24 protein-coding genes are annotated in these 25,524 nt (G+C 59.7%); 14 read left to right on the top strand and 10 right to left on the bottom strand.

The features are described from left to right. Positions 1–403 precede the first annotated feature (403 nt). From BMY98_RS22740 to dksA, 5 genes are all read right to left on the bottom strand, one after another. Complete coding sequence (locus BMY98_RS22740; RefSeq protein ID WP_074892633.1) at positions 404–1,843, bottom strand: sigma-54-dependent transcriptional regulator; 1,440 nt, start codon at positions 1,841–1,843, stop codon at positions 404–406. 22 nt (positions 1,844–1,865) lie between these two features. Beyond that, positions 1,866–4,820, bottom strand: a complete 2,955-nt coding sequence (locus tag BMY98_RS22745; RefSeq protein WP_139214562.1) for a sensor histidine kinase — start codon at positions 4,818–4,820, stop codon at positions 1,866–1,868. Continuing rightward, positions 4,804–4,980 (bottom strand): hypothetical protein, encoded by a 177-nt coding sequence (locus BMY98_RS27045; protein ID WP_002552060.1) that lies wholly within the window; start codon positions 4,978–4,980, stop codon positions 4,804–4,806. Before BMY98_RS27045 ends, BMY98_RS22745 begins: the two co-directional genes overlap by 17 nt. Before the next feature lie 120 nt (positions 4,981–5,100). Continuing rightward, positions 5,101–5,988, bottom strand: a complete 888-nt coding sequence (gene gluQRS / locus BMY98_RS22750; RefSeq protein ID WP_074892635.1) for a tRNA glutamyl-Q(34) synthetase GluQRS — start codon at positions 5,986–5,988, stop codon at positions 5,101–5,103. Positions 5,989–6,164: 176 nt separating this feature from the next. Beyond that, positions 6,165–6,608: an RNA polymerase-binding protein DksA gene (dksA, locus tag BMY98_RS22755; protein WP_065988293.1), complete on the bottom strand. Its 444-nt coding sequence runs from the start codon at positions 6,606–6,608 to the stop codon at positions 6,165–6,167. Positions 6,609–6,958: 350 nt separating this feature from the next. Here dksA and BMY98_RS22760 point away from each other — a divergent pair, with 350 nt between their 5' ends. Further along, entirely contained in the window at positions 6,959–8,131 is a 1,173-nt protein-coding gene (locus BMY98_RS22760; protein ID WP_074892636.1) for a pyridoxal phosphate-dependent aminotransferase, read from the top strand. After that, positions 8,131–8,874, top strand: a complete 744-nt coding sequence (gene sfsA, locus BMY98_RS22765) for a DNA/RNA nuclease SfsA (protein ID WP_074892637.1) — start codon at positions 8,131–8,133, stop codon at positions 8,872–8,874. The genes BMY98_RS22760 and sfsA overlap by 1 nt, the downstream gene beginning before the upstream one ends. On the opposite strand, the gene BMY98_RS22770 is transcribed toward sfsA, so the two are convergent. Next, positions 8,852–9,181 (bottom strand): Rieske (2Fe-2S) protein, encoded by a 330-nt coding sequence (locus tag BMY98_RS22770; RefSeq protein ID WP_074892653.1) that lies wholly within the window; start codon positions 9,179–9,181, stop codon positions 8,852–8,854. The two genes, sfsA and BMY98_RS22770, sit on opposite strands and share 23 nt — an antisense overlap. Positions 9,182–9,393: 212 nt before the next feature. Here BMY98_RS22770 and BMY98_RS22775 point away from each other — a divergent pair, with 212 nt between their 5' ends. From BMY98_RS22775 to deoC, 3 genes are all read left to right on the top strand, one after another. Beyond that, the gene (locus tag BMY98_RS22775; protein ID WP_175514206.1) at positions 9,394–10,377 is read left to right on the top strand and encodes a FecCD family ABC transporter permease; all 984 of its coding nucleotides are present in this window, start codon (positions 9,394–9,396) and stop codon (positions 10,375–10,377) included. Continuing rightward, positions 10,377–11,144: a heme ABC transporter ATP-binding protein gene (locus tag BMY98_RS22780; protein ID WP_074892639.1), complete on the top strand. Its 768-nt coding sequence runs from the start codon at positions 10,377–10,379 to the stop codon at positions 11,142–11,144. Before BMY98_RS22775 ends, BMY98_RS22780 begins: the two co-directional genes overlap by 1 nt. A 190-nt stretch (positions 11,145–11,334) precedes the next feature. Then, positions 11,335–12,111, top strand: a complete 777-nt coding sequence (gene deoC / locus BMY98_RS22785) for a deoxyribose-phosphate aldolase (protein ID WP_074892640.1) — start codon at positions 11,335–11,337, stop codon at positions 12,109–12,111. A gap of 189 nt (positions 12,112–12,300) precedes the next feature. Here deoC and BMY98_RS22790 read toward each other — a convergent pair whose 3' ends face one another. The 3 genes from BMY98_RS22790 to BMY98_RS22800 all read right to left on the bottom strand — a co-directional run bounded on the left by BMY98_RS22790 (position 12,301) and on the right by BMY98_RS22800 (position 14,805). Beyond that, positions 12,301–12,579 carry a TfoX/Sxy family protein gene (locus tag BMY98_RS22790; RefSeq protein WP_074892641.1) on the bottom strand — a complete coding sequence of 93 codons (279 nt, stop codon included), beginning with the start codon at positions 12,577–12,579 and terminating at the stop codon, positions 12,301–12,303. Positions 12,580–12,823: 244 nt separating this feature from the next. Beyond that, positions 12,824–13,168: a pentapeptide repeat-containing protein gene (locus tag BMY98_RS22795; RefSeq protein ID WP_074892642.1), complete on the bottom strand. Its 345-nt coding sequence runs from the start codon at positions 13,166–13,168 to the stop codon at positions 12,824–12,826. A 101-nt stretch (positions 13,169–13,269) separates the two neighbouring features. Continuing rightward, positions 13,270–14,805, bottom strand: a complete 1,536-nt coding sequence (locus tag BMY98_RS22800) for a bifunctional aminoglycoside phosphotransferase/ATP-binding protein (protein ID WP_074892643.1) — start codon at positions 14,803–14,805, stop codon at positions 13,270–13,272. Positions 14,806–14,938: 133 nt separating this feature from the next. On the opposite strand from BMY98_RS22800, the gene mrcB reads away from it, so the two are divergent. The 3 genes from mrcB to BMY98_RS22815 are packed head-to-tail and all read left to right on the top strand — an operon-like array spanning position 14,939 to position 18,369. Continuing rightward, complete coding sequence (mrcB, locus tag BMY98_RS22805; RefSeq protein WP_074892644.1) at positions 14,939–17,260, top strand: penicillin-binding protein 1B; 2,322 nt, start codon at positions 14,939–14,941, stop codon at positions 17,258–17,260. Between the two features lie 31 nt (positions 17,261–17,291). Beyond that, on the top strand, positions 17,292–18,047 hold the full coding sequence (locus BMY98_RS22810; protein ID WP_074892645.1) for a tetratricopeptide repeat protein: 756 nt from the start codon (positions 17,292–17,294) through the stop codon (positions 18,045–18,047). Next, complete coding sequence (locus tag BMY98_RS22815) at positions 18,040–18,369, top strand: YqcC family protein (RefSeq protein WP_074892646.1); 330 nt, start codon at positions 18,040–18,042, stop codon at positions 18,367–18,369. The genes BMY98_RS22810 and BMY98_RS22815 overlap by 8 nt, the downstream gene beginning before the upstream one ends. Before the next feature lie 3 nt (positions 18,370–18,372). On the opposite strand, the gene BMY98_RS22820 is transcribed toward BMY98_RS22815, so the two are convergent. Continuing rightward, positions 18,373–18,801 carry a DUF4124 domain-containing protein gene (locus tag BMY98_RS22820; protein ID WP_074892647.1) on the bottom strand — a complete coding sequence of 143 codons (429 nt, stop codon included), beginning with the start codon at positions 18,799–18,801 and terminating at the stop codon, positions 18,373–18,375. Between the two features lie 410 nt (positions 18,802–19,211). Here BMY98_RS22820 and BMY98_RS22825 point away from each other — a divergent pair, with 410 nt between their 5' ends. The 6 genes from BMY98_RS22825 to msrQ all read left to right on the top strand — a co-directional run bounded on the left by BMY98_RS22825 (position 19,212) and on the right by msrQ (position 25,194). Beyond that, complete coding sequence (locus BMY98_RS22825; RefSeq protein ID WP_074892654.1) at positions 19,212–20,936, top strand: acetolactate synthase 3 large subunit; 1,725 nt, start codon at positions 19,212–19,214, stop codon at positions 20,934–20,936. Positions 20,937–20,938: 2 nt separating this feature from the next. Continuing rightward, positions 20,939–21,430, top strand: a complete 492-nt coding sequence (gene ilvN, locus BMY98_RS22830) for an acetolactate synthase small subunit (protein WP_074892648.1) — start codon at positions 20,939–20,941, stop codon at positions 21,428–21,430. A 46-nt stretch (positions 21,431–21,476) separates the two neighbouring features. Continuing rightward, positions 21,477–22,493 carry a ketol-acid reductoisomerase gene (ilvC, locus tag BMY98_RS22835; RefSeq protein ID WP_074892649.1) on the top strand — a complete coding sequence of 339 codons (1,017 nt, stop codon included), beginning with the start codon at positions 21,477–21,479 and terminating at the stop codon, positions 22,491–22,493. A gap of 147 nt (positions 22,494–22,640) precedes the next feature. Beyond that, positions 22,641–23,489 (top strand): CDP-diacylglycerol--serine O-phosphatidyltransferase, encoded by an 849-nt coding sequence (gene pssA / locus BMY98_RS22840; protein WP_074892650.1) that lies wholly within the window; start codon positions 22,641–22,643, stop codon positions 23,487–23,489. A 71-nt stretch (positions 23,490–23,560) separates the two neighbouring features. Next, on the top strand, positions 23,561–24,574 hold the full coding sequence (gene msrP / locus BMY98_RS22845) for a protein-methionine-sulfoxide reductase catalytic subunit MsrP (RefSeq protein ID WP_074892651.1): 1,014 nt from the start codon (positions 23,561–23,563) through the stop codon (positions 24,572–24,574). Then, positions 24,574–25,194 (top strand): protein-methionine-sulfoxide reductase heme-binding subunit MsrQ, encoded by a 621-nt coding sequence (gene msrQ, locus BMY98_RS22850; RefSeq protein WP_074892652.1) that lies wholly within the window; start codon positions 24,574–24,576, stop codon positions 25,192–25,194. Before msrP ends, msrQ begins: the two co-directional genes overlap by 1 nt. Positions 25,195–25,524: the final 330 nt, after the last annotated feature.

The following is a 25,524-nucleotide window of genomic DNA, read 5'->3' on the forward strand; positions in this document are numbered from 1 at the left end:
GTTCAGGCTCTACCTAAGGGTAGTTTTTGTTGTTCTCGGCCTGGTTGCGGGACAAGTCCCAAATGCAACGCCTCTCCAAAAGAATCAGTTAGCTGCGCCTCCGCCGTGTTGTTCTTGTTATGCGTGAGTCGTTTCGTCTTGTTTTTATTATGTTGGTTTTGCGGGTGACTGATTTTTGTTGTTCTTGTACGGATACATATAGCAGTACCTGTGCCAACTTTCGAAAAACGCGCTACACGCCTCTGAATTCAAGGGTGTGGCAAATTGACGCTATTTTGCGCGGGCGAAAAAAAACCGGGGGTTCGTTACCGTACGCCCCGGTTTTGTTACGTCAGCTTTTATGAGGTAACAGTTTTTTCACATTCCCCGTAACCCGCGTGCCAGAGCCTGCGCAGGGAAGCGCTTACGTTTCGCTGGCCACTCCGGTCTTGCGTCGCGGAATGCCCAGGCGTTGGCGACGCTCCCACAGGCACTTGCGGCTGACCCCCAGCTTGCGAGCCAGCTCGGTTTCAGTCATGTGGTCCTGATGCTCCAGGACGAAGTGCTGGAAATAGTCCTCCAGCGACAAGTCCTCGGTAGGCTCTCCAGCCGTGGAGCTCGACGAGCCTGACGCCTGGGGCGCAAGGCCGATGAATTCGTTGACGTCGAGATCGCTGAGTTCGATATCGATGCCCAACAGCTCTGCAGAAATGTCCGGGCTCTCGCACAGGATTACCGCGCGCTCGACCGCATTCTCCAGTTCCCGGACATTACCCGGCCACGAATAGTGCCGAATCGCTTGCTCGGCATCCGGTGCAAAACGCAGGTCATTGCGACCGGCCTTGAGGCTTTGCCGCGCCAGGAACGCATTGGCGATTTCATTGACGTCCGCGCCGCGCTCACGCAATGCGGGCAGTTTCAGCGCGATCACGTGGAGGCGGTAGTACAAGTCTTCGCGGAACTGGCCGACTTTGGCCAGGCTCTTGAGGTCGCGGTGAGTCGCTGCAATCAGGCGCACGTCGACTTTCTGCGACTGCACCGAGCCGACGCGGCGAATTTCGCCTTCCTGCAAGACGCGCAGAAGTCTCGCCTGAGCTTCCAACGGTAGCTCGCCGATCTCGTCGAGGAAGAGGGTACCGCCATCCGCCGCTTCGACCAGACCGGCACGCCCGGCGCTGGCGCCGGTGAACGCGCCTTTTTCGTGACCGAACAGCTCGGACTCGATAAGGGATTCCGGAATCGCTGCGCAGTTGACCGAAATCATCGGGGCCTTGGCGCGACGCGACAGGTTGTGCAGCGCACGGGCTACCAGCTCCTTACCCGTACCGGACTCGCCTTGAATCAGCACGTTGGAGTCAGTCGGCGCGACTTTGCGAATCTTGTTGTACATGTCCTGCATCGGCGGGCACGAGCCGATAATGCCGATCTCGCCGTTGCTGTTGTCCGGACCGGCTTTGTCACCGGTCGAAGTCTTGCTGGTGGCGGCGCGTTCGGCCTGCATGCTTTGCAGTGTCTGGCGATCACGCAGGATGCGCGAGACGGCCTGAAGCATCTCGTCGTGGTCGAAGGGTTTGGCGATGTAATCCACCGCGCCCATTTTCATCGAGTCCACGGCCGAGCGCAGGCTGGCGTAACTGGTCATGATCAGCACGGGCTTGCCCTGGCCGAGCTTGATCAGCTCTGTGCCGGGCGCGCCGGGCAGACGCAAATCGCTGACGATCAGGTCAAACGACGGGATGCTGAAACGTTCCTGAGCTTCCTGCACGGATCCGGCTTCGCTGACCTGGTACTGATTACGTTCCAACAGTCGACGCAGGGCGGAGCGGATGATGGTTTCGTCTTCCACGATCAAAATGTGAGGCATTGATTCGGTTCTCTCGACGGTCTCAGTTCACGGCGGACGTCGCTTCGACATGTCGCGGTAAGGTCACCCGAATCCGGGTTCCGCGTTGGTGCTCGGGGTCAGCCGGGCTGTCGATGGTGATTTGTCCATAATGCTCTTCAACGATGGAATAGACCAGCGCGAGCCCCAGTCCTGTTCCTTCGCCCGGATCCTTGGTGGTGAAGAAAGGTTCGAACAAGCGGTCCATGATGGCTTTCGGAATACCGCTGCCTTCGTCTTCGACGATCAGATCGACCGTGTGTTCGGAGGCCTCGCTTTTCACGCGCACCGCACTGCCCGCGGGCGATGCGTCCCGGGCGTTTGACAGCAGATTGATCAACACCTGTGCGAGCCGCTGTGGATCGCCGTCCACCCAGTGGTTCGGGTTGCACAGGTTATAGAACTGCACTTCGAAATTGCGCCGGTTCAGCGCCAGCAGACCAATGGCGTCCTGCGCCACCTCTGCCAGGCACACGGGTTCGTCGGCGTGTTGATGCCCGCCGGCGTGGGCGAAGCTCATCAGTGACTGCACGATGCGGGAAACGCGCTTGGTCTGCTCGATGATCTGGCTGCTGATTTCCGTCAGCTCGCTGTCTTCTTCGCGCTCTTCGCGCAGGTTCTGCGCCAGGCAGGCAATGCCGGTGATCGGGTTGCCAATTTCGTGGGCAACACCGGCGGCCAGTCGGCCAATGCTGGCAAGCCGTTCGGAGTGCACCAGTTTGTCTTCGAGCATCTGGGTGTCGGTCAGGTCTTCAACCAGAATCACCAGCCCGCTGTTGCCCGGCGCGAGCGGCTCATCGATGGCGGCCTTGTGCAGGTTGAGCCAGCGAGTCTGCCCGTCCAGGCCCAGGCGCTGCTTGTGCAAGTGCTCGTCAGGGACATTGATGAAACCCAGCAGGAGCTGCTTCCAGGGATCGACGATGGTCTCGAGCCGTGATCCGACGACGCGCTGAGCGCCGATGCCGGTCAGCTCTTCCATGGCCTTGTTCCACATCAGGATCTCCTGATCCTTGGCGAGCGAGCACACACCCATCGGCAGTTCTTGCAGGGTCTGGCGGTGATAACGGCGCAGGGCGTCGAGTTCGGCAGCCAGGCCGGTGAGGCGGGAGTGGTAATCCTCGAGGCGGCTTTCGATGAAGTGGATGTCTTCGGTGACGTAGTTCTCGCTGCCGGATTTGTAAGGCAGGAAGGTTTCGACCATGTCCTGCGCTACGCTTGGCCCCATCAGCCCGGAAAGGTTGGCTTCGATGCGGTCGCGCAAACGCCGCAGTGCATAAGGCCGGCGCTCGTCGAACGGCAGATAAAGATCCCGCAGCGCCTGTTCGACTTCCTTCTGCGCGGCTTTCGCGCCCAGTGGTTTGGCCAGTTGGGTGGCAAACTCCTGGGGGGAGGCTGCGTGCAGTTCGCGACGCTGTGGCCGGCGAACGTTGTCCACCGCGCAGGCCTCGGCTGCGCTCGCTTCTTCGGGGCTGGGATTGCTGAACAGTGAAATCAGGGTGAACACCAGCACGTTGGCCGCCAAGGAAGCGATCGCCGCCATGTGCCAGCTGGTGTCATCCAGCACGTAAATCATGTTCAGCAGCGGGATATAGAACCCCTGAAAGTCGCCGATCAGCGGCAGCAGCATGCTGATGGTCCAGACTGCGATGCCCGCAATCAGCCCGGCCATGAAACCGCGGCGGTTGGCGGCCGGCCAGTACAGCACCGACAGCACACCGGGCAGGAACTGCAATGTCGCAACGAACGCGACGATGCCCAGATTCGCCAGGTTCTGCTTGGCGCCGAGCAACAGATAGAAACCAAAGCCGGCCATGATGATTGCGACAATCAGGCCGCGCCGGGTCCACTTCAGCCAGCGATAGATATTGCCTTCGGCAGGCGGCTGGTAAAGCGGCAGCACCAGGTGGTTCAACGCCATGCCGGACAGCGCCAGCGTGGTGACGATGATCAGCCCGCTCGCAGCGGAAAGCCCGCCGATGTAGCCGAGCAATGCCAAGGTCTTGCTGTGGGCAGCGATGCCGATGCCCAAGGTGAAATATTCAGGGCTGGTAGTGGCGCCCAGTTTCAATCCGGCCCACAGCACCAGTGGGACCGCCAGACTCATCAGTAACAGAAACAGTGGCAGACCCCAACTTGCGCTGACCAGCGAGCGCGGATTGAGGTTTTCGGTGAAAGTCATGTGATACATGTGCGGCATCACGATCGCCGAAGCGAAGAACACCAGCAGCAGCGTCCGCCACGGGCCTTCCTGCAATGGCGTGTGCAACGCCGCCAGTGCGCTCTGGTTTTGCAGCAGCCACTGCTCAAGGCTCTGCGGCCCATCGAACACGCCGTACAGCGCGTAGAGACCGATGCCGCCGATGGCGACCAGCTTGATGACCGACTCGAAGGCGATGGCGAATACCAGACCTTCGTGCTTCTCCCGTGTGGCGATGTGGCGCGAGCCGAAGAAAATGGTGAACAGCGTGATCAGTGCGCAGAACGCAAAGGCCACGTAGTTGCGCACGGGTTCGCGGGTGAGGATGCCGATGGAGTCGGCCACGGCCTGGATCTGCAGTGCCAGCAACGGCAACACGCCAATCAGCATGAAGATGGTGGTCAGTGCGCCCGCCCAGGTGCTGCGAAAGCGGAACGCAAACAGGTCGGCCAGTGACGACATCTGGTAGGTACGGGTGATCTTGAGAATGGGGTAGAGCAGGACGGGGGCGAGCAGAAAAGCGCCGGACACCCCCAGATAACTCGACAGAAAACCGTAGCCGTATTCGTAAGCCAGCCCCACCGTGCCGTAAAACGCCCACGCACTGGCGTAGACGCCAAGTGACAGCGTGTAGGTCAGGGGGTGACGGATGATCCAGCGCGGGATCAGGCCACGTTCGCTGATCCAGGCAACGCCGAACAGCACCGTCAGGTAGGCGGCGCTGACCAGAATCATCTGGGTCAGGCTAAAGCTCATCGGCATCTCGTTGGCTCTGCAGAATGAAGGTCACGACGATCAGGATCAGCCACAGCATGTACGGCCTGTACCAGGCACCCGTGGCGTCTATCCACCAGTCCATGATGGCCGGGGAAAACAGATAGATGCCCACCACCAGCAGCAGGACCAATCGATAAATGTACATTTGGCCTCCCAGTTGACTGATCAGAAGATGGCGGAGCGGCATGGTAACGGATGGCGATGGGGCTGCAAGCGACGTTTGCGCCAGCTTTGTCCTGCCTCCCTATGAATCGGCCGCGCCGGCTCAGTCTATTCGAGCTTCCTCGATAGCGGCCAGGCGGGGTATCGAATCGGCATCCCAGTGCGCAATGGCCCAGTCCAGCACCTCCCGGGGCGTAGCGTCGTCCAGTTCACCCGGCGTCGTTTGCCCCAGGGCACGTAAACCCCGGAGCAGCAACGGCGTGGCCTGATCGGGCGGCAGTGGCGGCGAGCGGTAGGATTTACCCAGTTTATGGCCGTCGGGTTGGGTGATCAGCGGCACATGAAGGTAGCGCGGTTGCGGCAGGCCCAGCAGTTCTTGCAGGTACAGCTGGCGCGGCGTGGAGTCGAGCAGATCAGCTCCGCGGACGATGTCAGTCACGCCTTGCCAGCCGTCGTCGAGTACAACCGCCAGTTGGTAGGCGTAAAAGCCGTCCCGCCGACGAATGATGAAATCGCCCGCGTCGCGCCCCAGATGTTGACGAAACTCGCCCTGCACGCGGTCTTCGAAGCGGTATTCCAGCTCAGGTACCCGAATCCGGATGGCCGCGTCCTCGGGTGAGTGCCCCGCATTCCGGCAAAAACCCGGGTAAATGCCGTTGTAGCCTTCCAGTTGCTTGCGCGAACAGGTGCACGCGTAAGCGAGCCCGTGGCTGAACCACCGATGGATGATCGCCTGGTAAGCCTCATGCCGGTCGCTTTGCCTCACCAGTTCGCCGTCCCACTCGAATCCGTAGGCTTCCAGCGTCTGGAGTATTCCCCCTTGGGCACCCGGAACCTCCCGGGGAGGGTCGAGATCCTCCATGCGCATCAACCATTTTCCGCCGACCGAGCGCGCGTCGAGGTACGAAGCCAGGGCTGCGACCAGAGAGCCGAAGTGCAGATAACCGCTGGGGGTTGGCGCAAAGCGCCCTATATAAGAAGGGTTTTTCATGGGCGCTGATGGTACTGGAAATAAAACGTACGAAATACCGGACGACGCGTTGTCCCGTGTGGGAAAGCGCAACGCACCGGTAGGTGACTTTCCGGCCCACGCCAGCGCGTGTTCAGTCGATCTCGGCAAGAAACAAAAAAGGACGCCGAGGCGTCCTTTTTACTGGATCAACAGGATCACTTACCGACCTGTTTTTCCTTGATTTCAGCGAGGCTTTTGCAGTCAACGCACATGTCGGCCGTTGGGCGGGCCTCAAGGCGTTTGATACCGATCTCGACGCCGCACGATTCGCACCAGCCGTATTCCTTGTCCTGAATCAGCTGCAGCGTCTTGTCGATCTTCTTGATCAACTTGCGCTCACGATCACGGGCGCGCAGTTCCAGCGCGAACTCCTCTTCCTGGCTTGCACGGTCGGCAGGGTCAGGGAAGTTAGCCGCCTCGTCCTTCATGTGAACAACCGTGCGGTCAACTTCTACCATCAGTTCCTGTTTCCACTTGGACAGGATCTTGGTGAAGTGCTTGCGCATGGGGTCGCCCATGTATTCCTCACCCTTCGTCGCGACGTAGGGTTCGAAACCACTGATTGCCGGGGTGCTCTTTTGCTTTTCTTCGGTGGGCATGAACGGACCGCCTCTCACTCTTCTAAGCCATTACACAGGTTAAGATCCATCGCCGACACCTGCCGGCCCTGCGGCTGCAAGCGGGCGAACTTACCAGATCGAATCGGAGCGCGCTACTCCCGGTTGTCGAGGATGGCCCGCAGCACGCACATGGACTATGACCACAGCCTGAGCGCCCGGTTTTATCTATTTTGCGGTGCGCCGAGTTTAGCGCCTGCGGCGCAAGTCCCCGGTTTTCCGGACTGTCGGCTGCAAGTCACTGCTGTCCAGGCGGATGAACGCTGTAGCCCGCTCGGGCGAATGAGTAGAATCGGCGACTTGTCTCGCCACCCCTCACCAAAGGAAGGCCCATGCCCCAGCCCTACAGTGCGCGCAGCCGCGCCATAGAACCCTTTCATGTCATGGCGCTGCTGGCGCGGGCGAATGAACTGCAGGCGGCGGGGCATGACGTCATCCACTTGGAAATCGGCGAGCCGGATTTCACCACGGCCGAGCCGATCATCAAGGCCGGTCAGGCGGCGCTGGCCGCTGGCAAGACTCGTTACACGGCGGCCCGTGGTCTGCCGGAACTGCGCGAGGCGATCTCGGGCTTTTACGCTCAGCGTTACGGCGTGAACGTCGATCCGGGCAGAATTCTGATCACGCCGGGCGGTTCGGGCGCGTTGCTGCTGGCGGCGAGTCTGCTGGTCGACCCCGGCAAACACTGGCTGCTGGCCGATCCGGGATACCCGTGCAACCGGCATTTTCTGCGTCTGGTGGAGGGCGCCGCGCAGTTGGTGCCCGTGGGGCCGGACGTGCGTTATCAGATGACGGCCGATCTGGTCGCCCAATACTGGAACGAGGACAGCGTCGGTGCGCTGGTGGCTTCTCCGGCCAATCCCACCGGGACCTTGCTGCACCGCGATGAGCTGGCCGCGCTTTCGGCGTCCTTGAAGGCTCGGGATGGCCACCTCGTGGTTGACGAGATCTATCACGGTCTGACCTACGGCGTTGACGCGAGCAGCGTGCTGGAAGTCGACAACGACGCCTTCGTGCTGAATAGTTTTTCCAAGTATTTCGGCATGACCGGTTGGCGACTCGGTTGGCTGGTTGCCCCTGAGGCGGCGGTCGGTGATCTGGAAAAGCTGGCGCAGAATCTCTACATCAGCGCGCCGAGCATGGCGCAAAGCGCGGCACTTGCCTGTTTCGAGCCGCAGACCCTGGAGATCCTCGAACAACGTCGTGCCGAGTTTGCACGCCGTCGCGACTTCCTGCTTCCGGCGCTGCGCGAACTGGGTTTCAACATCGCCGTCGAGCCAGAGGGCGCCTTCTATCTATACGCAGACATCAGCGCGTTCGGCGGCGACGCGTTCGCGTTCTGCCATCACTTCCTGGAAACCGAGCATGTCGCGTTCACACCCGGGCTGGATTTCGGTCGGTATCGCGCCGGCCATCATGTGCGCTTCGCTTACACCCAAAGCCTGCCTCGGCTTCAGGAGGCGGTCGAGCGAATAGGCCGCGGTCTGCGGAGCTGGCAAGGCTGATGCGTTTCTCTCCTCCCCTTGAACAAGGCCGGCTGATTCAACGCTACAAGCGCTTTCTCGCCGACATCGAGACCGCCAGCGGCGAGCTGCTGACGATTCACTGCCCCAATACGGGCTCCATGTTCAATTGCATGATGCCGGGTGGCCGCGTCTGGTTCAGCAGATCCAATGACCCCAAGCGCAAGCTGCCGGGCACTTGGGAAATTACTGAAACACCACAAGGCCGGCTCGCCTGCGTCAACACTGCGCGCGCCAACAGGCTGGTGGAAGAGGCGCTTCTGGGTGGCGTGATCACGGAGTTGGCAGGGTTTACGGCGCTCAAGCGCGAAGTCGCCTACGGTCAGGAAAACAGCCGCGTCGACTTCCGGCTGGATTACCCCGATGGGCCGCTGTATCTGGAAGTCAAAAGCGTGACCCTGGGCTTTGATGACAGCCGGGTCGCTGCGTTTCCCGACGCGGTCACTCAGCGCGGCGCGAAACACCTGCGCGAACTGGCTGCCCTGGCCCGGGAAGGCGTGCGCGCGGTGTTGCTGTATTGCGTGAACCTCACAGGCATCGATGCCGTGCGGCCCGCCGCCGAAATCGACGCGGCGTATGCCGCTGCCCTGCTAGAGGCGGCTGCGGCAGGGGTTGAAGTGCTCGCGTATGGGGTGCAGCTCACCCCTGACGAAGTGCGCATTGATCGGCGTCTTGAAATTCACCTCACGGAAACGCGCCCGCTCAGTCCGGTGCAACCGGGTTGATCCAGATGCCCTGAGCGTCCTCGCCGCAGTCGATAGCCCGCAGGGACTTGCCCTCGCAGGGGCCAGCCACGCACTCGCCGCTCTCGATGAGGAACAGAGCACCGTGAGTGGCACACTGGATCAGACTGGCGCTGGCATCGAGAAACTCATCGGCCTGCCATTCCAGCGCCACCCCTCGATGCGGGCACCGATTGGCGTACACATACACCTGACCCGCTCGCCGGACGGCCAGAATCCTGATTTCATCAACCTCGAAGCCAAGGCTTTTGCCTTCCATCAGCGCAGCGCTGTCGCACAGGTATTTCAGCATGGTCTCCTTGGCGTTTGACGCTCAATTGCAAATAATTATCGAATTCCTGAGCGAGGCAGGCTGCGCATTCTGCCAGCAGTCAAACCCGCCAGTCGATGAACGAAATCCAGCCAGTCGCGCCCTGAGGTGATCGGCTGGGCCTTCCTTTATAGGGGACGCACCTATTTATGCGCTTCACCTCTCAACTGATCGCGCTGGGCATGGCCTGTTTGCTGGCGATATGGCTGTCCCTCGCGCTCGGTCCTGTCAGTCTGCCGATGATGGATACCTTGCGCGCGGTGCTCCATCTGGTGGGCGTGCCCGTGGCGGAGGACAACCTGCAGCAGGCGGAACTGATCGTGGGCCAGATTCGCCTGCCCCGTACGTTGCTCGGGCTGGCGGTGGGCGCAGTGCTGGCCTTGTCCGGCGTGGCGATGCAGGGTTTGTTTCGCAACCCCCTTGCCGATCCCGGCCTGGTCGGGGTTTCCAGTGGCGCGGCATTGGGCGCGGCGGTGGCCATCGTCGCCGGAGCATCCTTCGGCGGTTTGCCGGAGCCGTTCCAGCCGTATCTGCTGTCAATCTGTGCGTTTGCCGGTGGGCTTGGGGTGACCGCGATCGTGTATCGGCTGGGACGCCGCGATGGCAGAACCAGCGTCAGCACCATGCTGCTGGCGGGTGTGGCGATGACCGCGCTGGCCGGCTCGGTCATAGGGCTGTTCACGTATCTCGCCGATGACGCCAGCCTGAGGACGCTGACGTTCTGGAATCTGGGCACACTCAACGGTGCCAGCTACGACCGTCTCTGGCCTCTTTTGCTGGTTTGCGTGGCGGTGATCCTCTGGCTGCCGCGCCGAGCCAAGGCACTCAACGCGCTGCTGCTTGGGGAATCGGAAGCGCACCACCTGGGCATCGACGTCCAACGCCTCAAGCGTGAGCTGATTCTGTGCATCGCCCTCGGTGTGGGGGCCGCTGTTGCAGCGGCGGGGCTGATCGGTTTTATCGGCCTGATCGTGCCGCACCTGGTGCGACTGCTGACCGGGCCAGACCACCGCGTCGTGCTTCCGGCCTCAGCGCTGGCAGGCGCAACACTGCTGCTTTTCGCAGACATCTTCGCCCGACTGGTGATGGCGCCGGCGGAGCTGCCGATCGGAATTGTCACCGTGTTCATTGGCGCACCGTTTTTTCTTTTCCTGTTGGTTCGAGGGCGTAGCTGATGTTGATCGCCAATGACCTCTGCATCATGCGTGGTGGCAAGCAGGTAGTCGCCAACATCGACGTGGCATTGACGCCCGGTCAGATGCTCGGCGTGCTGGGCCCCAACGGTGCTGGCAAAAGTACGCTGATGGCTGCCCTGTGCGGCGAGCTTGCCCCGACCCGCGGCCAGGTGTTGCTGGACGACATTCCCCTGAATCAATGGCGCGGCCCCGAGCGGGCGCGCCGGCTGGCTGTACTGCCGCAGAGTTCGACATTGGGTTTCGCGTTCAAGGTCGAGGAAGTGGTTGCGATGGGGCGCTTGCCCCATGGCAGCGGTCAGCAATGTGACGGAGAGATCATCCAGCACGCCCTTGTGGCGGCCGATGGCCTTCACCTGCTGGGTCGCAGCTATCTGACGCTGTCGGGCGGCGAGCGTCAGCGGGTTCATCTGGCGCGGGTGCTGGCTCAGGTGTGGCCGGGCGAGGAGGGCCAGATTCTATTGCTGGACGAACCCACGTCGGCGCTCGACCCGCTGCATCAGCACACCACGCTCTTGGCCGTTCGCGCGTTCGCCGCACGTGGTGGCGCGGTGATGGTCATCCTGCATGACTTGAACCTGGCCGCCCGTTATTGCGATCACTTGTTGTTGCTGGATCAAGGTCGCGCGCATTTATCCGGCACACCAGAGCAAGTGCTGACGCCTGAGGGGCTGAAGTCGGTGTTCGGTCTGGATGTTCTGGTTCAGGCCCATCCCGAGCGTGGGCATCCGCTGGTGATCGCTCGCTGAAGGGGGCTCGTCTCGACCCGCATCCGCTGATTTGATCGATCTAGCAGCCCCATTTTCGTTGCCTGTGCGGGCAATGTCCTTCGGACAATTCTTGTAATCACGTAGGCCTGCTCTTTTGCGTCTTTGTGACGGTTCAGCCACAGCCGTTCTAGATTATCGTCGCCTCAAGCAAAGGCATTGGGGGTGTGTAATGAACGATGTAAACGAAGCGATTGACGTGACTGAGGTCGATGCGGCAATGGCGCAACTGGCGATTGGCCTGATGGAGCTGGCTTCGTTGAATGCCGACGACACGGCGGAAAAGATTATTGCGTTGTGTCATCGAGCCCTGACTCCTGTGGGGTACGTTGCCGCCGTCTGTGTAGCGCCCAGATTCGCGGGACTGGCGCGGCGCACGCTCGACAGCCTTCACGCGCGGGAGATCAAGGTCGTGGCCGCGGTTAACTTTCCGAGCGGTTCCCCTTCTGTCAGCTCCGCTGAGTCGGAAACCCAGGCGGCAATCCTCGCGGGTGCCGACGAAATCGATCTGGTCTATCCCTTCCATGCTTTGCTTGGCGGGGACAGGCAGATTGGCGCGGACATCATCAATGCCTGCAAAGCCAGGTGCGGTCGGGCAGCATTGACCGTCACGCTTGAAACCGGCGTGCTGCGCGATCCGCAGGTCATTCACGGCGCAAGCTGTGTGGCGATTCAGGAGGGCGCCAACTTTCTGAAAACCAGCACGGGTAAACAGATCCTCAACGCAACGCCCCAGGCCAGCCGGATTCTGATTGCGGCCATCGCCGAGTCAGGCGCGCATGTGGGAATCAACGTTTCGGGAAATGTGCGCACGCTTGAGGAAGCGCGGGTTCACATGGATCTGGTCAAGGCACGATTCGGCCCACGCTGGCTTGAGCAGGGGAGATTGAGGCTCGGGGCCACCAGCCTGCTGGATGATCTTTTGGGGCGCTTGGGCGTAGACGCGTGAATCGCAGGCAAAAAAAGACCCGGCAAAGAGCCGGGTCAAAAACCGTGATTAGCCTGATGAGGAGATAATCTGAAAATCCGAACCAAGGAGTCTTTCAGGTTATCGACCAGTCTCGCGACCGGATTTGATAATAATAGTGATTCTCATTTGTATGTCAACAGTGTTCTGCGCATTATTTTGCTCCCGTGCTCAACGCTCTCCGACTGGCTCGGGGCCGGCGTTCTTTAACCTGTTGTTCAGGGAATCTTTGTTCTCTTGTGGCAGTTCGCTCCAGCGGCAATTTGCCAACGCACCTTCCAATGAATACAGCAGCGCTTTGGAGGCTCGAAATCCCCTGATCTGAACGGCCCGATAGGCCTGGATTGCGCCTAGGCGACGCAGATCAGCGATCGTGTGAATCCCCGCAGCGTGAAGCCATTGAACCGAGGTCCTTCCAAGATTCTTCATGCCCATCAATTCGTCGTCCATGCGTGCAAACCCATCCTGTCATTCCGTGTAATAACTTCTCCGTAGGCTCGACACAAACTGAAAAGGCGAGCCATGCCCTTTAGCGTAGACGACGTTGAATTAACCTGCAGAGAGACAGCCTTCGGACGCAGCACGCGCCGCCGAACGGTAGGATCAGATTAAAAGGGGGAGGCGAATACAGGCCCGGCATGGCTGAGCATGCGGGGCGGGAAGTCGGAGCGAAGCTTGGCGGCGGGGTATGACGTTAGCGGGTTCGATAACGCAGGCGCGTGCCGAAATTGACCGACATGAGGATCTCGTCAGCACTCAGCTCAGGCGGGAAGTACGCACCGGATATCTGCGCGTGGGCGATGCTCGCACCTTCAAGCTGGCTCGTCCTGAAGTCAACGCCGCGCAAGTCGGCCGACCTGAAGTAAGCGTCAGTGAAGTCGATCCGGTCAGCGTCAATCTCACGAAGATCCAGGCCGCGAAAATCGCCCCCTGACAGATCAACCGGGTCCTGCTTGGGCCGTTCGAGATTGAAGGCGGTCACGTCGTCTTTTCGCAACAGTGCGAACAGGGGCGAGTCGAGCTGTTTGGGCTGGTTCATTTGACGTCTCCTTGTTGGAATTCTGACGCCACTATAATGCCACCAAGGTTGAGCCGTGAAGCGATATCCTTCACGACTCGACCACTGGTGGAGACGGGATATCAGAGCCCCGGCAGATGCTGACGAATGTCGGCCACCAGGGTGTCCAGATCGCCGCTGACATTGGTCTCGACGTGCCGGCTGCGCAATATTTCATCCGCCGTCAGCGCTTCGCGACTAGCCAGCTGCGCTTCTATGACTTCCATGGTGGCGTCGGAAGGATCCTGATTCTGTGCCCGACGTTGCGCCAGCCAACCCTCGATAACCGCCTTTGGCGCGGCGCAGTCAACGATCAGGAAAGGAACGCCCATCGCCTCGGCAATCTGCGCAGTCGCCTGACGCTGTGCGTGCTTCAAATAGGTTGCATCGATGACCACCGGCAAGCCTGCGCGGAGCACGACACCCGCCAACTCATTCAGGCGCCCATAAGTCGCAGCGCTCACGTCGGCGGAATACAGATCTTCATGGTCGGCGAACACTCGTTTGCGCTCGACGTCTGAACGCAGACGGATGGCACCCAGCGCTTCGACCAGGCGCATTGCAACCTGACTTTTGCCGACCGCGGAAACACCGTGGGTGATGGCCAGAAAGTTGGAAGGAATCGCGCTGTAACTTTCGGCCAGATTGGCGTAGTTGCGATACTGGCGCAGTGTCGCGGCGCGCTGCACCTGGTCGGCGTCGGCATTCAGGCTGAACAGCGCCACTTTGGCACGGACCAGTGCGCGGTAGGCTTTGTAGAAATTGAGCAGTTGCAGGCCTGCGTAGTCGCCTGTCAGCTCCAGGTACTGACTGACGAACCGACGGGAAAGGCTTTTCAGGCCGCGATCCTCAAGGTCCATGGCCAGGAATCCGATGTCCGCATAGACGTCTGTCATACGGAAGGGCTCGTTGAATTCGATGCAGTCGAAAATCACGACCTTGCCATCGATCAGCGTTGCGTTGCCCAAGTGGATGTCGCCATGGCATTCGCGAACAAAACCGTCGAGCTTGCGCTGGTTCATCAGCGGCTTGAGACGCTCGAAACTGGTGTTGGCCCACGCCTCCAGCGCTTCCAGCTGGATGAGGTCAGATTTTTCGCTGAGGAAGGGCAGAATCTGTTCAAAATTCTGTGTGACCGGCGCCATTACGCTGTCGGCGCTGCCGAGAGGATTTTCCATCGGGACTTTAGGCGACTTGAGATGAAACTCGGCGATCTGCCGCGCCATGTCGTCGATGTGCGCAGTGGTCAGTTCGCCTTTGGCTTGCAAGGTGCTGAGCAATCCTTCCTGCGGGAACTGGCGCATTTTCAGCACGTACTCGATCGCTTCGCCTTCGCCATTCAACTGCGGGGCCTCAATGCTGCCGGTGATGGGCAGCACTTCAAGGTACAGATCGTCCGTCAGGCGTTGGTTCAGCATCAGCTCCTGCTCGCAGAAATGCTGACGCGCCGGCAGGCTGGTGAAGTCCAGAAAACCGAAATTGACCGGCTTCTTCATCTTGTAGACGTAGGGGCCGGTGAGCAGCACCCAGGAAATATGCGTCTCGATGACCTGAAACTGTTCGACCGGGTGAGGAAACAGGGAGGGGTTTTGCAGCGCGGCTATCAGTGTCTGGCTCACGGACGATCCTTGAAAGGTGATAAGTCGATAGAGAAGAAGCGAAAGACGGCCATTATGGCCGCTGAAGGCATTGCTGCAAACCGCTTAAAGGGTGGTCTGTCGGGGGCTTTGAAAGTGCGTATAATCCGCCGCCATGACCCGATCCCGCACCTCGAAAAAATCCCCCAAACCCACCAACAGCCGCCTGCGCAGCCTGTTGGGCTGGGCCCTGAAACTCAGTCTTGTCGGGCTGGTGATCCTCGGCTGCTTTGCCGTTTACCTGGATTCCATCGTCCAGGAAAAATTCTCCGGCAAGCGCTGGACCATTCCGGCCAAGGTCTATGCACGGCCACTGGAGCTGTTCGTCGGCCAGAAGCTTTCACGCGACGACTTCCTGCTGGAACTCGATGCGCTGGGCTATCGCCGCGAAGGCGTGGCCAACGGCCCGGGCGCTGCAGCCGTCAACGGCAACAATGTCGATCTCAATACCCGCGGCTTTCAGTTCTATGAAGGTGCTGACCCGGCGCAGCAGATCCATGTGCGCTTCTCCGGCGATTACGTCGCGGAACTGACCGCCGCCAATGGCGCCAAGCTTGCTGTCGCGCGGCTTGAGCCTCTGATGATCGGCGGCTTGTACCCGAAGAATCTGGAAGACCGGATTCTGATCAAGCTCGATCAGGCGCCGCCTTACTTGCTCGACACCCTGGTGACTGTCGAAGATCGGGATTTCTATCATCACTTTGGGGTGTCGCCAAAGGGGATCCTGCGAGCTTTCTGGATCAACGCATCCGCTGGACAGATGCGCCAGGGCGGATCGACGCTGACGCAGCAACTGGTCAAGAACTTCTACCTGACCAATGAGCGCAGCATCACCCGCAAGCTGACCGAAGCGATGATGGCTGTTCTGCTGGAGATCCATTACAGCAAGCAGGAGATTCTTGAGGCCTACCTCAACGAAGTGTTCGTTGGGCAGGACGGTCAGCGTGCGGTGCACGGGTTTGGTCTGGCGAGTCAGTATTTCTTCAGCCAGCCGTTGTCGGAACTGAAGCTGCACCAGGTCGCCTTGCTGGTCGGTCTGGTCAAGGGGCCTTCCTATTACAACCCGCGCCGCAACCCGGAGCGTGCGCTGGAAAGGCGCAATCTGGTTCTCGATCTGCTGGAGCAACAGGGTGTCGCGACGCCTGAAGTGGTTGCTGCGGCGAAGAAGATGCCGCTGGGCGTGAGCAAAGTCGGTTCGCTGGCTGATAGCTCGTTCCCGGACTTCCTTGATCTGGTCAAGCGCCAACTCCGTCAGGACTACCGCGACGAAGACTTGACCGAAGAGGGCCTGCGGATCTTCACCAGCTTCGACCCGATTCTGCAGATGAAGTCCGAAGCCGCCGTGCGCGAAAGCTTCGCCAAAATCTCTGGCCGCAAAGGCGCGGACGAGATGGAAACGGCCATGGTCGTGACCAATCCCGAGACCGGCGAAGTCCAGGCGCTGATCGGCAGCCGCCAGGCAGGCTTCGCGGGTTTCAACCGGGCGCTGGATGCTGTTCGGCCGATCGGGTCGTTGGTCAAGCCGGCCATCTACCTGACCGCTCTCGAGCGTCCACAGCAGTACTCGCTGACCAGCTGGATTCCCGACGAGCCTTTTCAGGTGAAAGGCGCCGACGGCCAGATCTGGAAGCCCCAGAACTACGATCACAAAGCCCACGGCAACATTTTCCTGTATCAGGGCCTGGCGCATTCCTACAACCTGTCCAGCGCGAAGCTGGGCCTGGACCTGGGCATACCGAACGTCTTCAAAACCCTGACCAAACTGGGCGTCACCCGCGAGTGGCCGGCTTTCCCGTCGATGCTCCTGGGGGCGGGCGCGCTGACGCCAATCGAAGTGGCGACGATGTACCAGACCATCGCCAGCGGCGGATTCAACACACCGTTGCGCGGGATTCGCAGCGTACTCACCGCTGAAGGGGAGCCGCTCAAGCGCTACCCGTTCCAGATTCAGCAACGTTTCGACCCTGGATCGATCTATCTGCTGCAGAACGCCATGCAGCGGGTGATGCGCGAAGGTACCGGCAAATCGGTGTACAACGTGCTGCCGAGCACGCTGAATCTGGCGGGCAAGTCGGGTACCACCAACGACTCGCGCGACAGCTGGTTTGCCGGCTTCAGTCAGGACTTGCTGGCGATCGTCTGGATGGGCCGCGACGACAACGGCAAGACGCCGTTTACCGGGGCCACTGGCGCACTGCAGATCTGGACCAGCTTCATGAAGAAGGCCGATCCGCTGCCGCTGGACATGGCGATGCCCGATAACGTCGTGCAGGCCTGGGTCAATGCCAGTACCGGCGAAGGCACCGACGCCAGCTGCCCGAACGCCGTACAGATGCCGTATATTCGCGGCAGTGAGCCGCAACCCGGCCCGACCTGCGGCGGGGCAGCAGCGCCCGCCGATTCGGTAATGGACTGGGTCAAGGGCTGGTTGAACTAAGCCTGGTTGAATTAAGCAAAGAGGATGTGACGTGAACAAGTGGTGGATTCCGGCTGTAACGGCTCTGGCTTTGCTCAACGGTTGCGCGTCCCAGACGCGCAGTGCAATTCCGGTGGTGGATTCAGGGTCACGCGTTTCAAACGGCGAGCGCGTTTCGTCTACTCGCAACAACACCTACCGTGCGCCGGTGCAGGCACCTGCGCAGTCGCAGACGATTCAGGAAGATTCCGGGGTCACGGTCATGGTCCCCGGCGGCGCCAACGCCAGTGGTGCACCTATTTCGACGTTCGTGCCACCCACCACGGCGCCGATCAGCACTGCGCCGATCAATACGGCGCCGGTTAATCAGGCACCGGCGAACAACACTTACACACCGCCGCCGGCGACCAGCAATACCTACAACATGCCGGCGTCGGCGCCGACTGGCATTCCGTCTGCGTCCAGCGGCGGGTTGTCGGAAGATGAGCAACTGGATGGGCCGGTGCTGGCGTTGCTGACCACTGCTCAGCAACAGCAATCCGGTGGCGACCTCAACGGCGCATCATCGAGCCTTGAACGTGCGCAGCGCGTGGCTCCCCGTGAGCCGCAGGTTCTTTACCGTCTGGCGCAAGTGCGTCTGGCCCAGGGCGATGCGCCTCAGGCCGAACAATTAGCCCGTCGCGCTCTCACCTACGCCAATGGTCGCGCCAGCCTTCAAGCCAGTCTTTGGGGGTTGATTGCCCAAACGCGTGAGAAGCAGGGTGACGCAGCCGGCGCAGCACTGGCGCGGCAGAAAGCCAATGGATAAACGCTTCCCGAAAATCGCTGACCAATTGCTGTTGATCGAGCGCGAATTGCGAGTGCTGGGGTGGTGGAAGGAGGTGCCGCCCAGCGATGAGTCGCTGTCCAGTCGTGAGCCCTTCTGCGTCGACACGCTGGATTTTGATCAGTGGCTGCAATGGATCTTCCTGCCGCGCATGAAGATCATCCTTGAACAGGATCTGCCATTGCCCACGGCATCCGGCATCCTGGAAATGGCGGAAATGGTTTACGCCAGCCGTATCCGCGAAGCGCGCTACCTGCTGGTGCTGCTGAAAGACTTTGACCGGTTAATCACTGAGTCCGTCTGACCCTCAGTTGCATTGGTCGTCGAGGTATTTCTTGACCTCGGCGATGCGCGCTTGCCGTTCTTCTTCCGTAAACCGCCTGAACTCGCCATTCACCTCTTGTCGCACCCGCGGGTTGTTCTGCAGCTGGGCCAGGTTGGTACGCTGTTCGTCGCACGCCTCTTTGCGCTTGGCTTCTTGAGCCGCGACCTGCTTCCTGACTTTGGCATCGACTGCTTCCTGCTCGCGCGCGCCGTCCTGATTCTGCGGCGGCGGGGCAGGTGGGGCAGCGACGGGTTTCCCTGTATCGATTTCCTGTGCTGTCTGCCCGGCAGGCGGCTGGGCATCGAAATGCGTGACGCCCTTTGCGTCGACCCATTTGTATATCTGCGCCGCCTGGCTGACCGCCGGGGCGATGGCAAGTGTCAGCGTCGCTGCAAGCATCATCCAGCGCATTCCCGGTTCCTTAGTTCTGTGGCAATGGCCGGAAACCTATCACAAGCGTGACGCCACGACCTCATTCGGTGCCTTTTAGCGGGCGGCGGACGAAGAAAGCTCATCGATGACTTGACTTGAGAGGGGCGAATCCGAACAATCCAAAGTTCGCTGTAGAGGGACTGCCAGAAGCAGACCGTCTCGGTAGATCATGAGGCGCACACCCGCGCCGACCCGTAACACCCGCAACGCGTTACCTCGCGCTGGGTGGGAAGACCCCGAAACACTTAAGGGGCGATCCCAATACTTGCTCAGTCAGTGCTGACGTAGTCGGCGACCACCGTCGCTCATGCTCTGCTTTGCAGTAAACCTATTAAGACCCGTCTCCTCGCTTGTGTGGACGGTATTCTGGCGTTTTAGAGGTGAACAACGTGGAGCTTTTATCTGGCGCTGAAATGGTCGTCCGCTTTTTGCGTGACGAAGGCGTAGAGCACATCTACGGGTACCCTGGCGGTGCCCTCCTGCATATATACGACGCGCTGTTCAAAGAACCGGCTGTGAGCCACATCCTCGTTCGTCACGAGCAGGCCGCAACTCACATGGCTGACGGTTACGCCCGCGCTACCGGCAAGGCAGGCGTTGTGCTGGTGACTTCGGGTCCCGGCGCAACCAATGCCATCACCGGTATCGCGACCGCCTACATGGATTCGATTCCGATGGTGGTGCTGTCCGGCCAGGTCCCGAGCAACATGGTCGGTACCGACGCGTTTCAGGAAACCGACATGATCGGTATCTCCCGGCCGATCGTGAAGCACAGCTTTATGATCAAGCACCCGTCGGAAATCCCGGAAGTCCTGAAGAAAGCGTTCTACCTCGCTCAATCCGGTCGTCCTGGTCCTGTTGTCGTCGATATCCCGAAAGACATGACCAACCCGGCTGAAAAGTTCGAATACGTTTTCCCCAAGAAAGCCAAACTGCGTTCCTACAGCCCGGCGGTTCGTGGCCATTCCGGTCAGATCCGCAAGGCTGTGGAAATGCTGGTCGCGGCCAAGCGCCCGGTCATCTACGCCGGTGGCGGTGTGATCATGGGCAACGGTTCGGCGCAATTGACCGAACTGGCGCAGCAGTTGAACGCTCCGGTTACCAACACGCTGATGGGCCTGGGTGCCTACCCGGGCACTGATCGCCAGTTCGTCGGCATGCTGGGGATGCATGGCAGCTACACCGCCAACCTGGCTATGCACCACGCCGACGTGATTCTTGCGGTCGGCGCGCGTTTCGATGACCGCGTGATCAACGGCCCGGCGAAGTTCTGCCCGAACGCCAAAATCATTCATGTCGACATCGATCCGGCATCCATCTCCAAGACCATCAAGGCCGACGTGCCAATCGTCGGGCCGGTCGAGAGCGTGTTGACCGAAATGGTTGCGACCCTCAAAGAGCTTGCCGAAACCCCTAACAAGGATTCGGTCGCGACGTGGTGGAAGCAGATCGAAGAGTGGCGCGCCGGCGGTGACCTGTTCCCGTACAACCGTGGTGACGGAAGCGTCATCAAGCCGCAGACCGTGATCGAGACGCTGTGTGAGGTCACAAACGGCGATGCCTACGTCACATCCGATGTGGGCCAGCACCAGATGTTCGCGGCTCAGTACTACCGCTTCAACAAGCCCAACCGCTGGATCAACTCCGGCGGTCTCGGCACGATGGGGTTCGGTCTGCCTGCCGCGATGGGCGTTGCGCTGAGTTTCCCGAATGACCATGTCGCCTGCGTCACCGGCGAAGGCAGCATTCAGATGAACATTCAGGAACTGTCGACCTGTCTGCAGTACAACCTGCCGGTGAAGATCATCCTGCTCAACAACGGCGTGCTCGGCATGGTCCGTCAGTGGCAGGACATGAGCTACAGCGGCCGTCACTCGCATTCCTACATGGAGTCGCTGCCTGACTTCGTGAAGCTGGTCGAGGCTTACGGGCACGTTGGCATGCGCATCACCGATCTGAAGGACCTGAAGCCGAAGATGGAAGAGGCGTTCGCCATGAAAGATCGTCTGGTGTTCCTCGACATCCAGGTTGACGTCAGTGAGCACGTCTATCCGATGCAGATCAGAGACGGGTCCATGCGCGACATGTGGCTGAGCAAGACGGAGCGGACATAACCATGCGCCACATCATTTCGCTACTGCTGGAAAACGAACCGGGCGCGCTGTCTCGTGTGGTCGGTCTGTTTTCGCAGCGCAACTACAACATCGAAAGCCTGACGGTGGCGCCAACCGAGGACCCGACCCTGTCGCGTCTGACGCTGACCACCGTTGGCCATGATGAAGTGATCGAGCAAATCACCAAGAACCTCAACAAGCTGATCGAGGTGGTCAAGCTGGTCGATTTGTCGGAGAGCGCCCATATCGAGCGTGAACTGATGCTGATCAAGGTGAAAGCCACCGGCGCTCAGCGTGCCGAGATCAAGCGCACCACCGACATTTTTCGCGGCCAGATCGTCGATGTCTCCAGCAGCGTCTATACCGTGCAGTTGACCGGGACAAGCGACAAGCTGGACAGCTTCATCCAGGCGATTGGCACGACGGCCATTCTGGAAACCGTACGAAGCGGCGTCACGGGCATTGCCCGGGGCGACAAAGTGCTGAGCATCTAATCCAATTTTGCAAATGGCCTTGCGGCCAAGTTATCAGGGGAATTTCATGAAAGTTTATTACGACAAAGACTGCGACCTTTCCATCATCCAGGGCAAAAAAGTTGCCATCATCGGTTACGGTTCCCAGGGCCACGCTCAAGCGTGCAACCTGAAAGACTCCGGCGTTGATGTCACCGTTGGCCTGCGCAAGGGTTCCGCCACTGTCGCCAAAGCTGAAGCTCACGGCCTGAAAGTGACCGACGTGGCTTCCGCTGTCGCCGCTGCAGACCTGGTCATGATCCTGACCCCGGACGAATTCCAGTCCCAGCTGTACAAAAACGAAATCGAGCCGAACATCAAGAAGGGCGCAACGCTGGCCTTCTCCCACGGTTTCGCGATTCACTACAACCAGGTTGTTCCTCGTGCCGACCTCGACGTCATCATGATCGCGCCGAAAGCACCGGGCCACACCGTGCGTACCGAATTCGTCAAAGGCGGTGGCATCCCTGACCTGATCGCCGTTTTCCAGGACGCTTCGGGCAACGCCAAGAACGTCGCTCTGTCGTACGCGTCGGGTGTTGGTGGCGGCCGTACCGGCATCATCGAAACCACGTTCAAGGACGAGACCGAAACCGACCTGTTCGGCGAACAAGCCGTTCTGTGTGGCGGTACCGTTGAGCTGGTCAAAGCCGGTTTCGAAACCCTGGTTGAAGCCGGTTACGCGCCGGAAATGGCCTACTTCGAGTGCCTGCACGAACTGAAGCTGATCGTTGACCTCATGTACGAAGGCGGTATCGCCAACATGAACTATTCGATCTCCAACAACGCCGAATACGGCGAGTACGTGACCGGCCCGGAAGTCATCAACGCCGAATCCCGTCAGGCCATGCGCAACGCTCTGAAGCGCATTCAGGACGGCGAATACGCGAAGATGTTCATCGCCGAGGGCGCCAGCGGCTACCCTTCGATGACTGCCAAGCGTCGTAACAACAAAGCGCACGGCCTGGAAGTTATCGGTGAGCAACTGCGCTCGATGATGCCTTGGATCGCGAAGAACAAGATCGTCGACCAAGCCAAGAACTAAGATCGCAGATCAGTCCTTGCATGAAAAAACGCGGCCCTCGGGTCGCGTTTTTTCGTTATGGGGGCTCATCTGGTATAAAGCTGCATCGTTTGTCGGCCCAGAGGCCACAAGCATTTGTCGAAATTCTTCAGCTGCAAGGTATTGTCCATGAGCGAACGTCCCGAAGAGCCGAACAAGGCTTCTGACGCCGAAAGCCTGCTACCGATTGATGAACACATTGAAGAGGGTCACGACGACGAGGGGCGCAAGGTCCGTCATCGCGGTATCTACCTGTTGCCCAATCTGTTCACTACCGCGAACCTGTTCGCCGGCTTCTACGCAATCATCAGCGCCATGAGTGCGCAGAGCGCGTTGAGTGCGGGTGATCAGGTAAGCGCGAGCAAATACTTCGCGTTTTCCGCCATCGCCATCTTCGTTGCCATGGTGCTGGATGGTCTGGACGGCCGCGTCGCGCGGATGACCAACACACAAAGCGCATTCGGCGCAGAGTACGACTCGCTGTCCGACATGGTCGCTTTTGGCGTGGCGCCGGCGCTGTTGGCGTTTGGCTGGGCGTTGGGTGACATGGGCAAGGTCGGCTGGATGGTCGCCTTTATCTATGTCGCGGGAGCGGCGTTGCGCCTGGCCCGCTTCAACACTCAGGTGGGCAAGGCGGACAAGCGGTACTTCATCGGCCTGGCAAGCCCTGCCGCTGCAGGCGTTGTGGCGGGCACGGTCTGGGCATTCAGCGATTACGGCATTCAGGGTTCGAAACTGTCGTTTCTGGTCGCGCTATTGGTTGCTGCTGCCGGGATGCTGATGGTGAGCAACATCAAGTACAACAGCTTCAAGGAGCTGGATCTCAAGGGGCGCGTGCCGTTTGTTGCGATTCTGGCCGTTGTTTTGGTGTTCGCCGTGGTGTTCAGTGATCCGCCGCGCATTCTGCTGCTGATCTTCCTCGGCTATGCAGCATCGGGTCCGATCCAATACCTGCTGCGTCTGCGTCGCCAGAGGTAGTTAGTCAGGCTGCATTTCCCGCATACTCCGCAGCTATAGATGCTTCAGTTCTCTATAACTGCGGAGTCATCATGTTGATCAAGATCCCCTCCACATCCGATTGCAAAGAGTCGGATGTCACGCCCGAATCTATTTATCTATCCCGTCGTGCACTGCTCGGCAGCTCACTTGCAGGACTTGCCGTCAGTGCAATGCCGCGTTGGGCACAAGCTGAAGAAGCCTCCCGCTACGCTGACGTCGAAGCCGGCGCTGCACCTGACTGGTTCAAAGGCAAATTGCCTGCGACGAAGTGGCAAGCCGTCACCGTCAAGGACGAGACGATCACGCCGTTCAAGGACGCGACCCACTACAACAACTTCTACGAGTTCGGCACCGACAAGGGTGATCCTGCGCAAAACGCCGGTTCCTTGAAGACCGAGCCGTGGAGCGTTGTCATCGATGGAGAGGTGGCCAAGCCTGGCCGCTACGCTCTCGAAGACTTCATGAAGCCCTATCAGCTGGAAGAGCGTATTTATCGCCTGCGCTGCGTAGAGGCGTGGTCGATGGTGATTCCATGGCTGGGTTTCCCGATCTCCGAGTTGCTCAAGCAGGTTGAACCGACGGCGAATGCGAAATACATCCGCTTCGAAACGCTGCAGGACCCGAAGACCATGCCGGGTCAGCGCTCCGGCTTTGCATTGATCGACTGGCCTTATGTAGAAGGGCTGCGCCTGGACGAGGCGATGAACCCGCTGGCGATTCTGGCGGTGGGCATGTATGGACGGGAGCTGCCCAATCAGAACGGCGCGCCGCTGCGTCTGGTGGTGCCTTGGAAATACGGCTTTAAAAGCGTGAAGTCCATCGTGCGCATCAGTCTGACCAGCGAGCAGCCGAAGACCACGTGGCAAAGCATTGCGGCAAGCGAGTACGGTTTTTATGCCAATGTGAACCCGACGGTTGACCACCCACGCTGGACCCAGGCCCACGAGCGGCGTCTACCCAGTGGGCTGTTCAGCCCGAACATTCGCCAGACCGAGATGTTCAACGGGTATGGGGAGCAGGTTGCTTCCCTCTATACAGGCCTGGATTTACGGAAAAACTATTGATGCGCTTCATCTACTGGCGAGTGTCGGTGTTCATCGCTGCAGCTGTAGTACCGGCGTATTGGCTCTACCAAGCGTGGATTTTTGCTTTGGGGCCTGATCCGGGGAAGGTGCTGGTAGATCGCCTCGGGTTGGGAACGCTGGTGTTGCTTTTGATCACATTGGCCATGACTCCGTTACAGCGCACAACCGGCTGGCCCGGCTGGATTGCGGTTCGCCGCCAGTTGGGGTTGTGGTGTTTCACCTATGTGTCGCTGCACATGCTGGGTTACGGCTTCTTTATCCTGGGCTTCGACTGGGCTCAGTTGGGCGTGGAGCTGGTCAAGCGGCCGTACATTATTGTCGGTGCGCTGGGTTTTCTGGGGCTGCTGTCGCTGGCGGTCACGTCCAATCGCTACAGCCAGCGTCGTTTGGGAGTCCGCTGGAAGAAACTTCATCGGCTCAGTTACCTGATTCTGGGGCTGGGTTTGCTTCACATGCTGTGGATTGTGCGGGCAGATCTGAAGGAGTGGGCCCTATATGCAACGATCGGCGTGCTGCTTCTAGTTCTCAGGATTCCCGTAATTGCTGGGCGTATCCAGCGTCGTCGGGTCAAGAGCAGCAACGTTGCCACCAAAGTATAAATAAGTGCTTGACGCCCCTCTGGATCTGTCTATAATTCGCCCCACTTCCGGCGCAGACGAAACGGAAAACTCCTTGGTAATCAAAGAGTTGGACGAAGTAAGCAGCGAGGAATGCTTCGGTTCAGATGCTTGAATCGACAGCGGTGAAAAAGGCAGTTGACAGCAGGTTGTAACGCTGTAGAATTCGCCTCCCGCTGACGTGAGACGTTAAGTCGAACGAAGCGCAAGTGGTTGAAGTTGATAAGGAAACTTTGAAAACTTCTTAAAATAACCGCTTGACAGAGACAAGAGACGCTGTAGAATGCGCGCCTCGGTTGAGACGAAAGATCT

It is taken from the genome of Pseudomonas graminis, from assembly GCF_900111735.1.
GTDB lineage: Bacteria > Pseudomonadota > Gammaproteobacteria > Pseudomonadales > Pseudomonadaceae > Aquipseudomonas > Aquipseudomonas graminis.

Coding starts and splice junctions, on each gene's coding strand:
- BMY98_RS22815 (WP_074892646.1), top strand. CDS start 18,040: ATGGATAAACGCTTCCCGAAAATCGCTGACCAATTGCTGTTGATCGAG.
- pssA (WP_074892650.1), top strand. CDS start 22,641: ATGAGCGAACGTCCCGAAGAGCCGAACAAGGCTTCTGACGCCGAAAGC.
- BMY98_RS22795 (WP_074892642.1), bottom strand. CDS start 13,168: ATGAACCAGCCCAAACAGCTCGACTCGCCCCTGTTCGCACTGTTGCGA.
- gluQRS (WP_074892635.1), bottom strand. CDS start 5,988: ATGAAAAACCCTTCTTATATAGGGCGCTTTGCGCCAACCCCCAGCGGT.
- BMY98_RS22820 (WP_074892647.1), bottom strand. CDS start 18,801: ATGCGCTGGATGATGCTTGCAGCGACGCTGACACTTGCCATCGCCCCG.
- BMY98_RS22740 (WP_074892633.1), bottom strand. CDS start 1,843: ATGCCTCACATTTTGATCGTGGAAGACGAAACCATCATCCGCTCCGCC.
- msrQ (WP_074892652.1), top strand. CDS start 24,574: ATGCGCTTCATCTACTGGCGAGTGTCGGTGTTCATCGCTGCAGCTGTA.
- dksA (WP_065988293.1), bottom strand. CDS start 6,608: ATGCCCACCGAAGAAAAGCAAAAGAGCACCCCGGCAATCAGTGGTTTC.
- BMY98_RS22790 (WP_074892641.1), bottom strand. CDS start 12,579: ATGGACGACGAATTGATGGGCATGAAGAATCTTGGAAGGACCTCGGTT.
- msrP (WP_074892651.1), top strand. CDS start 23,561: ATGTTGATCAAGATCCCCTCCACATCCGATTGCAAAGAGTCGGATGTC.
- ilvC (WP_074892649.1), top strand. CDS start 21,477: ATGAAAGTTTATTACGACAAAGACTGCGACCTTTCCATCATCCAGGGC.
- sfsA (WP_074892637.1), top strand. CDS start 8,131: ATGCGTTTCTCTCCTCCCCTTGAACAAGGCCGGCTGATTCAACGCTAC.
- BMY98_RS22760 (WP_074892636.1), top strand. CDS start 6,959: ATGCCCCAGCCCTACAGTGCGCGCAGCCGCGCCATAGAACCCTTTCAT.
- deoC (WP_074892640.1), top strand. CDS start 11,335: ATGAACGATGTAAACGAAGCGATTGACGTGACTGAGGTCGATGCGGCA.
- BMY98_RS27045 (WP_002552060.1), bottom strand. CDS start 4,980: ATGTACATTTATCGATTGGTCCTGCTGCTGGTGGTGGGCATCTATCTG.
- mrcB (WP_074892644.1), top strand. CDS start 14,939: ATGACCCGATCCCGCACCTCGAAAAAATCCCCCAAACCCACCAACAGC.
- BMY98_RS22745 (WP_139214562.1), bottom strand. CDS start 4,820: ATGCCGATGAGCTTTAGCCTGACCCAGATGATTCTGGTCAGCGCCGCC.
- ilvN (WP_074892648.1), top strand. CDS start 20,939: ATGCGCCACATCATTTCGCTACTGCTGGAAAACGAACCGGGCGCGCTG.
- BMY98_RS22780 (WP_074892639.1), top strand. CDS start 10,377: ATGTTGATCGCCAATGACCTCTGCATCATGCGTGGTGGCAAGCAGGTA.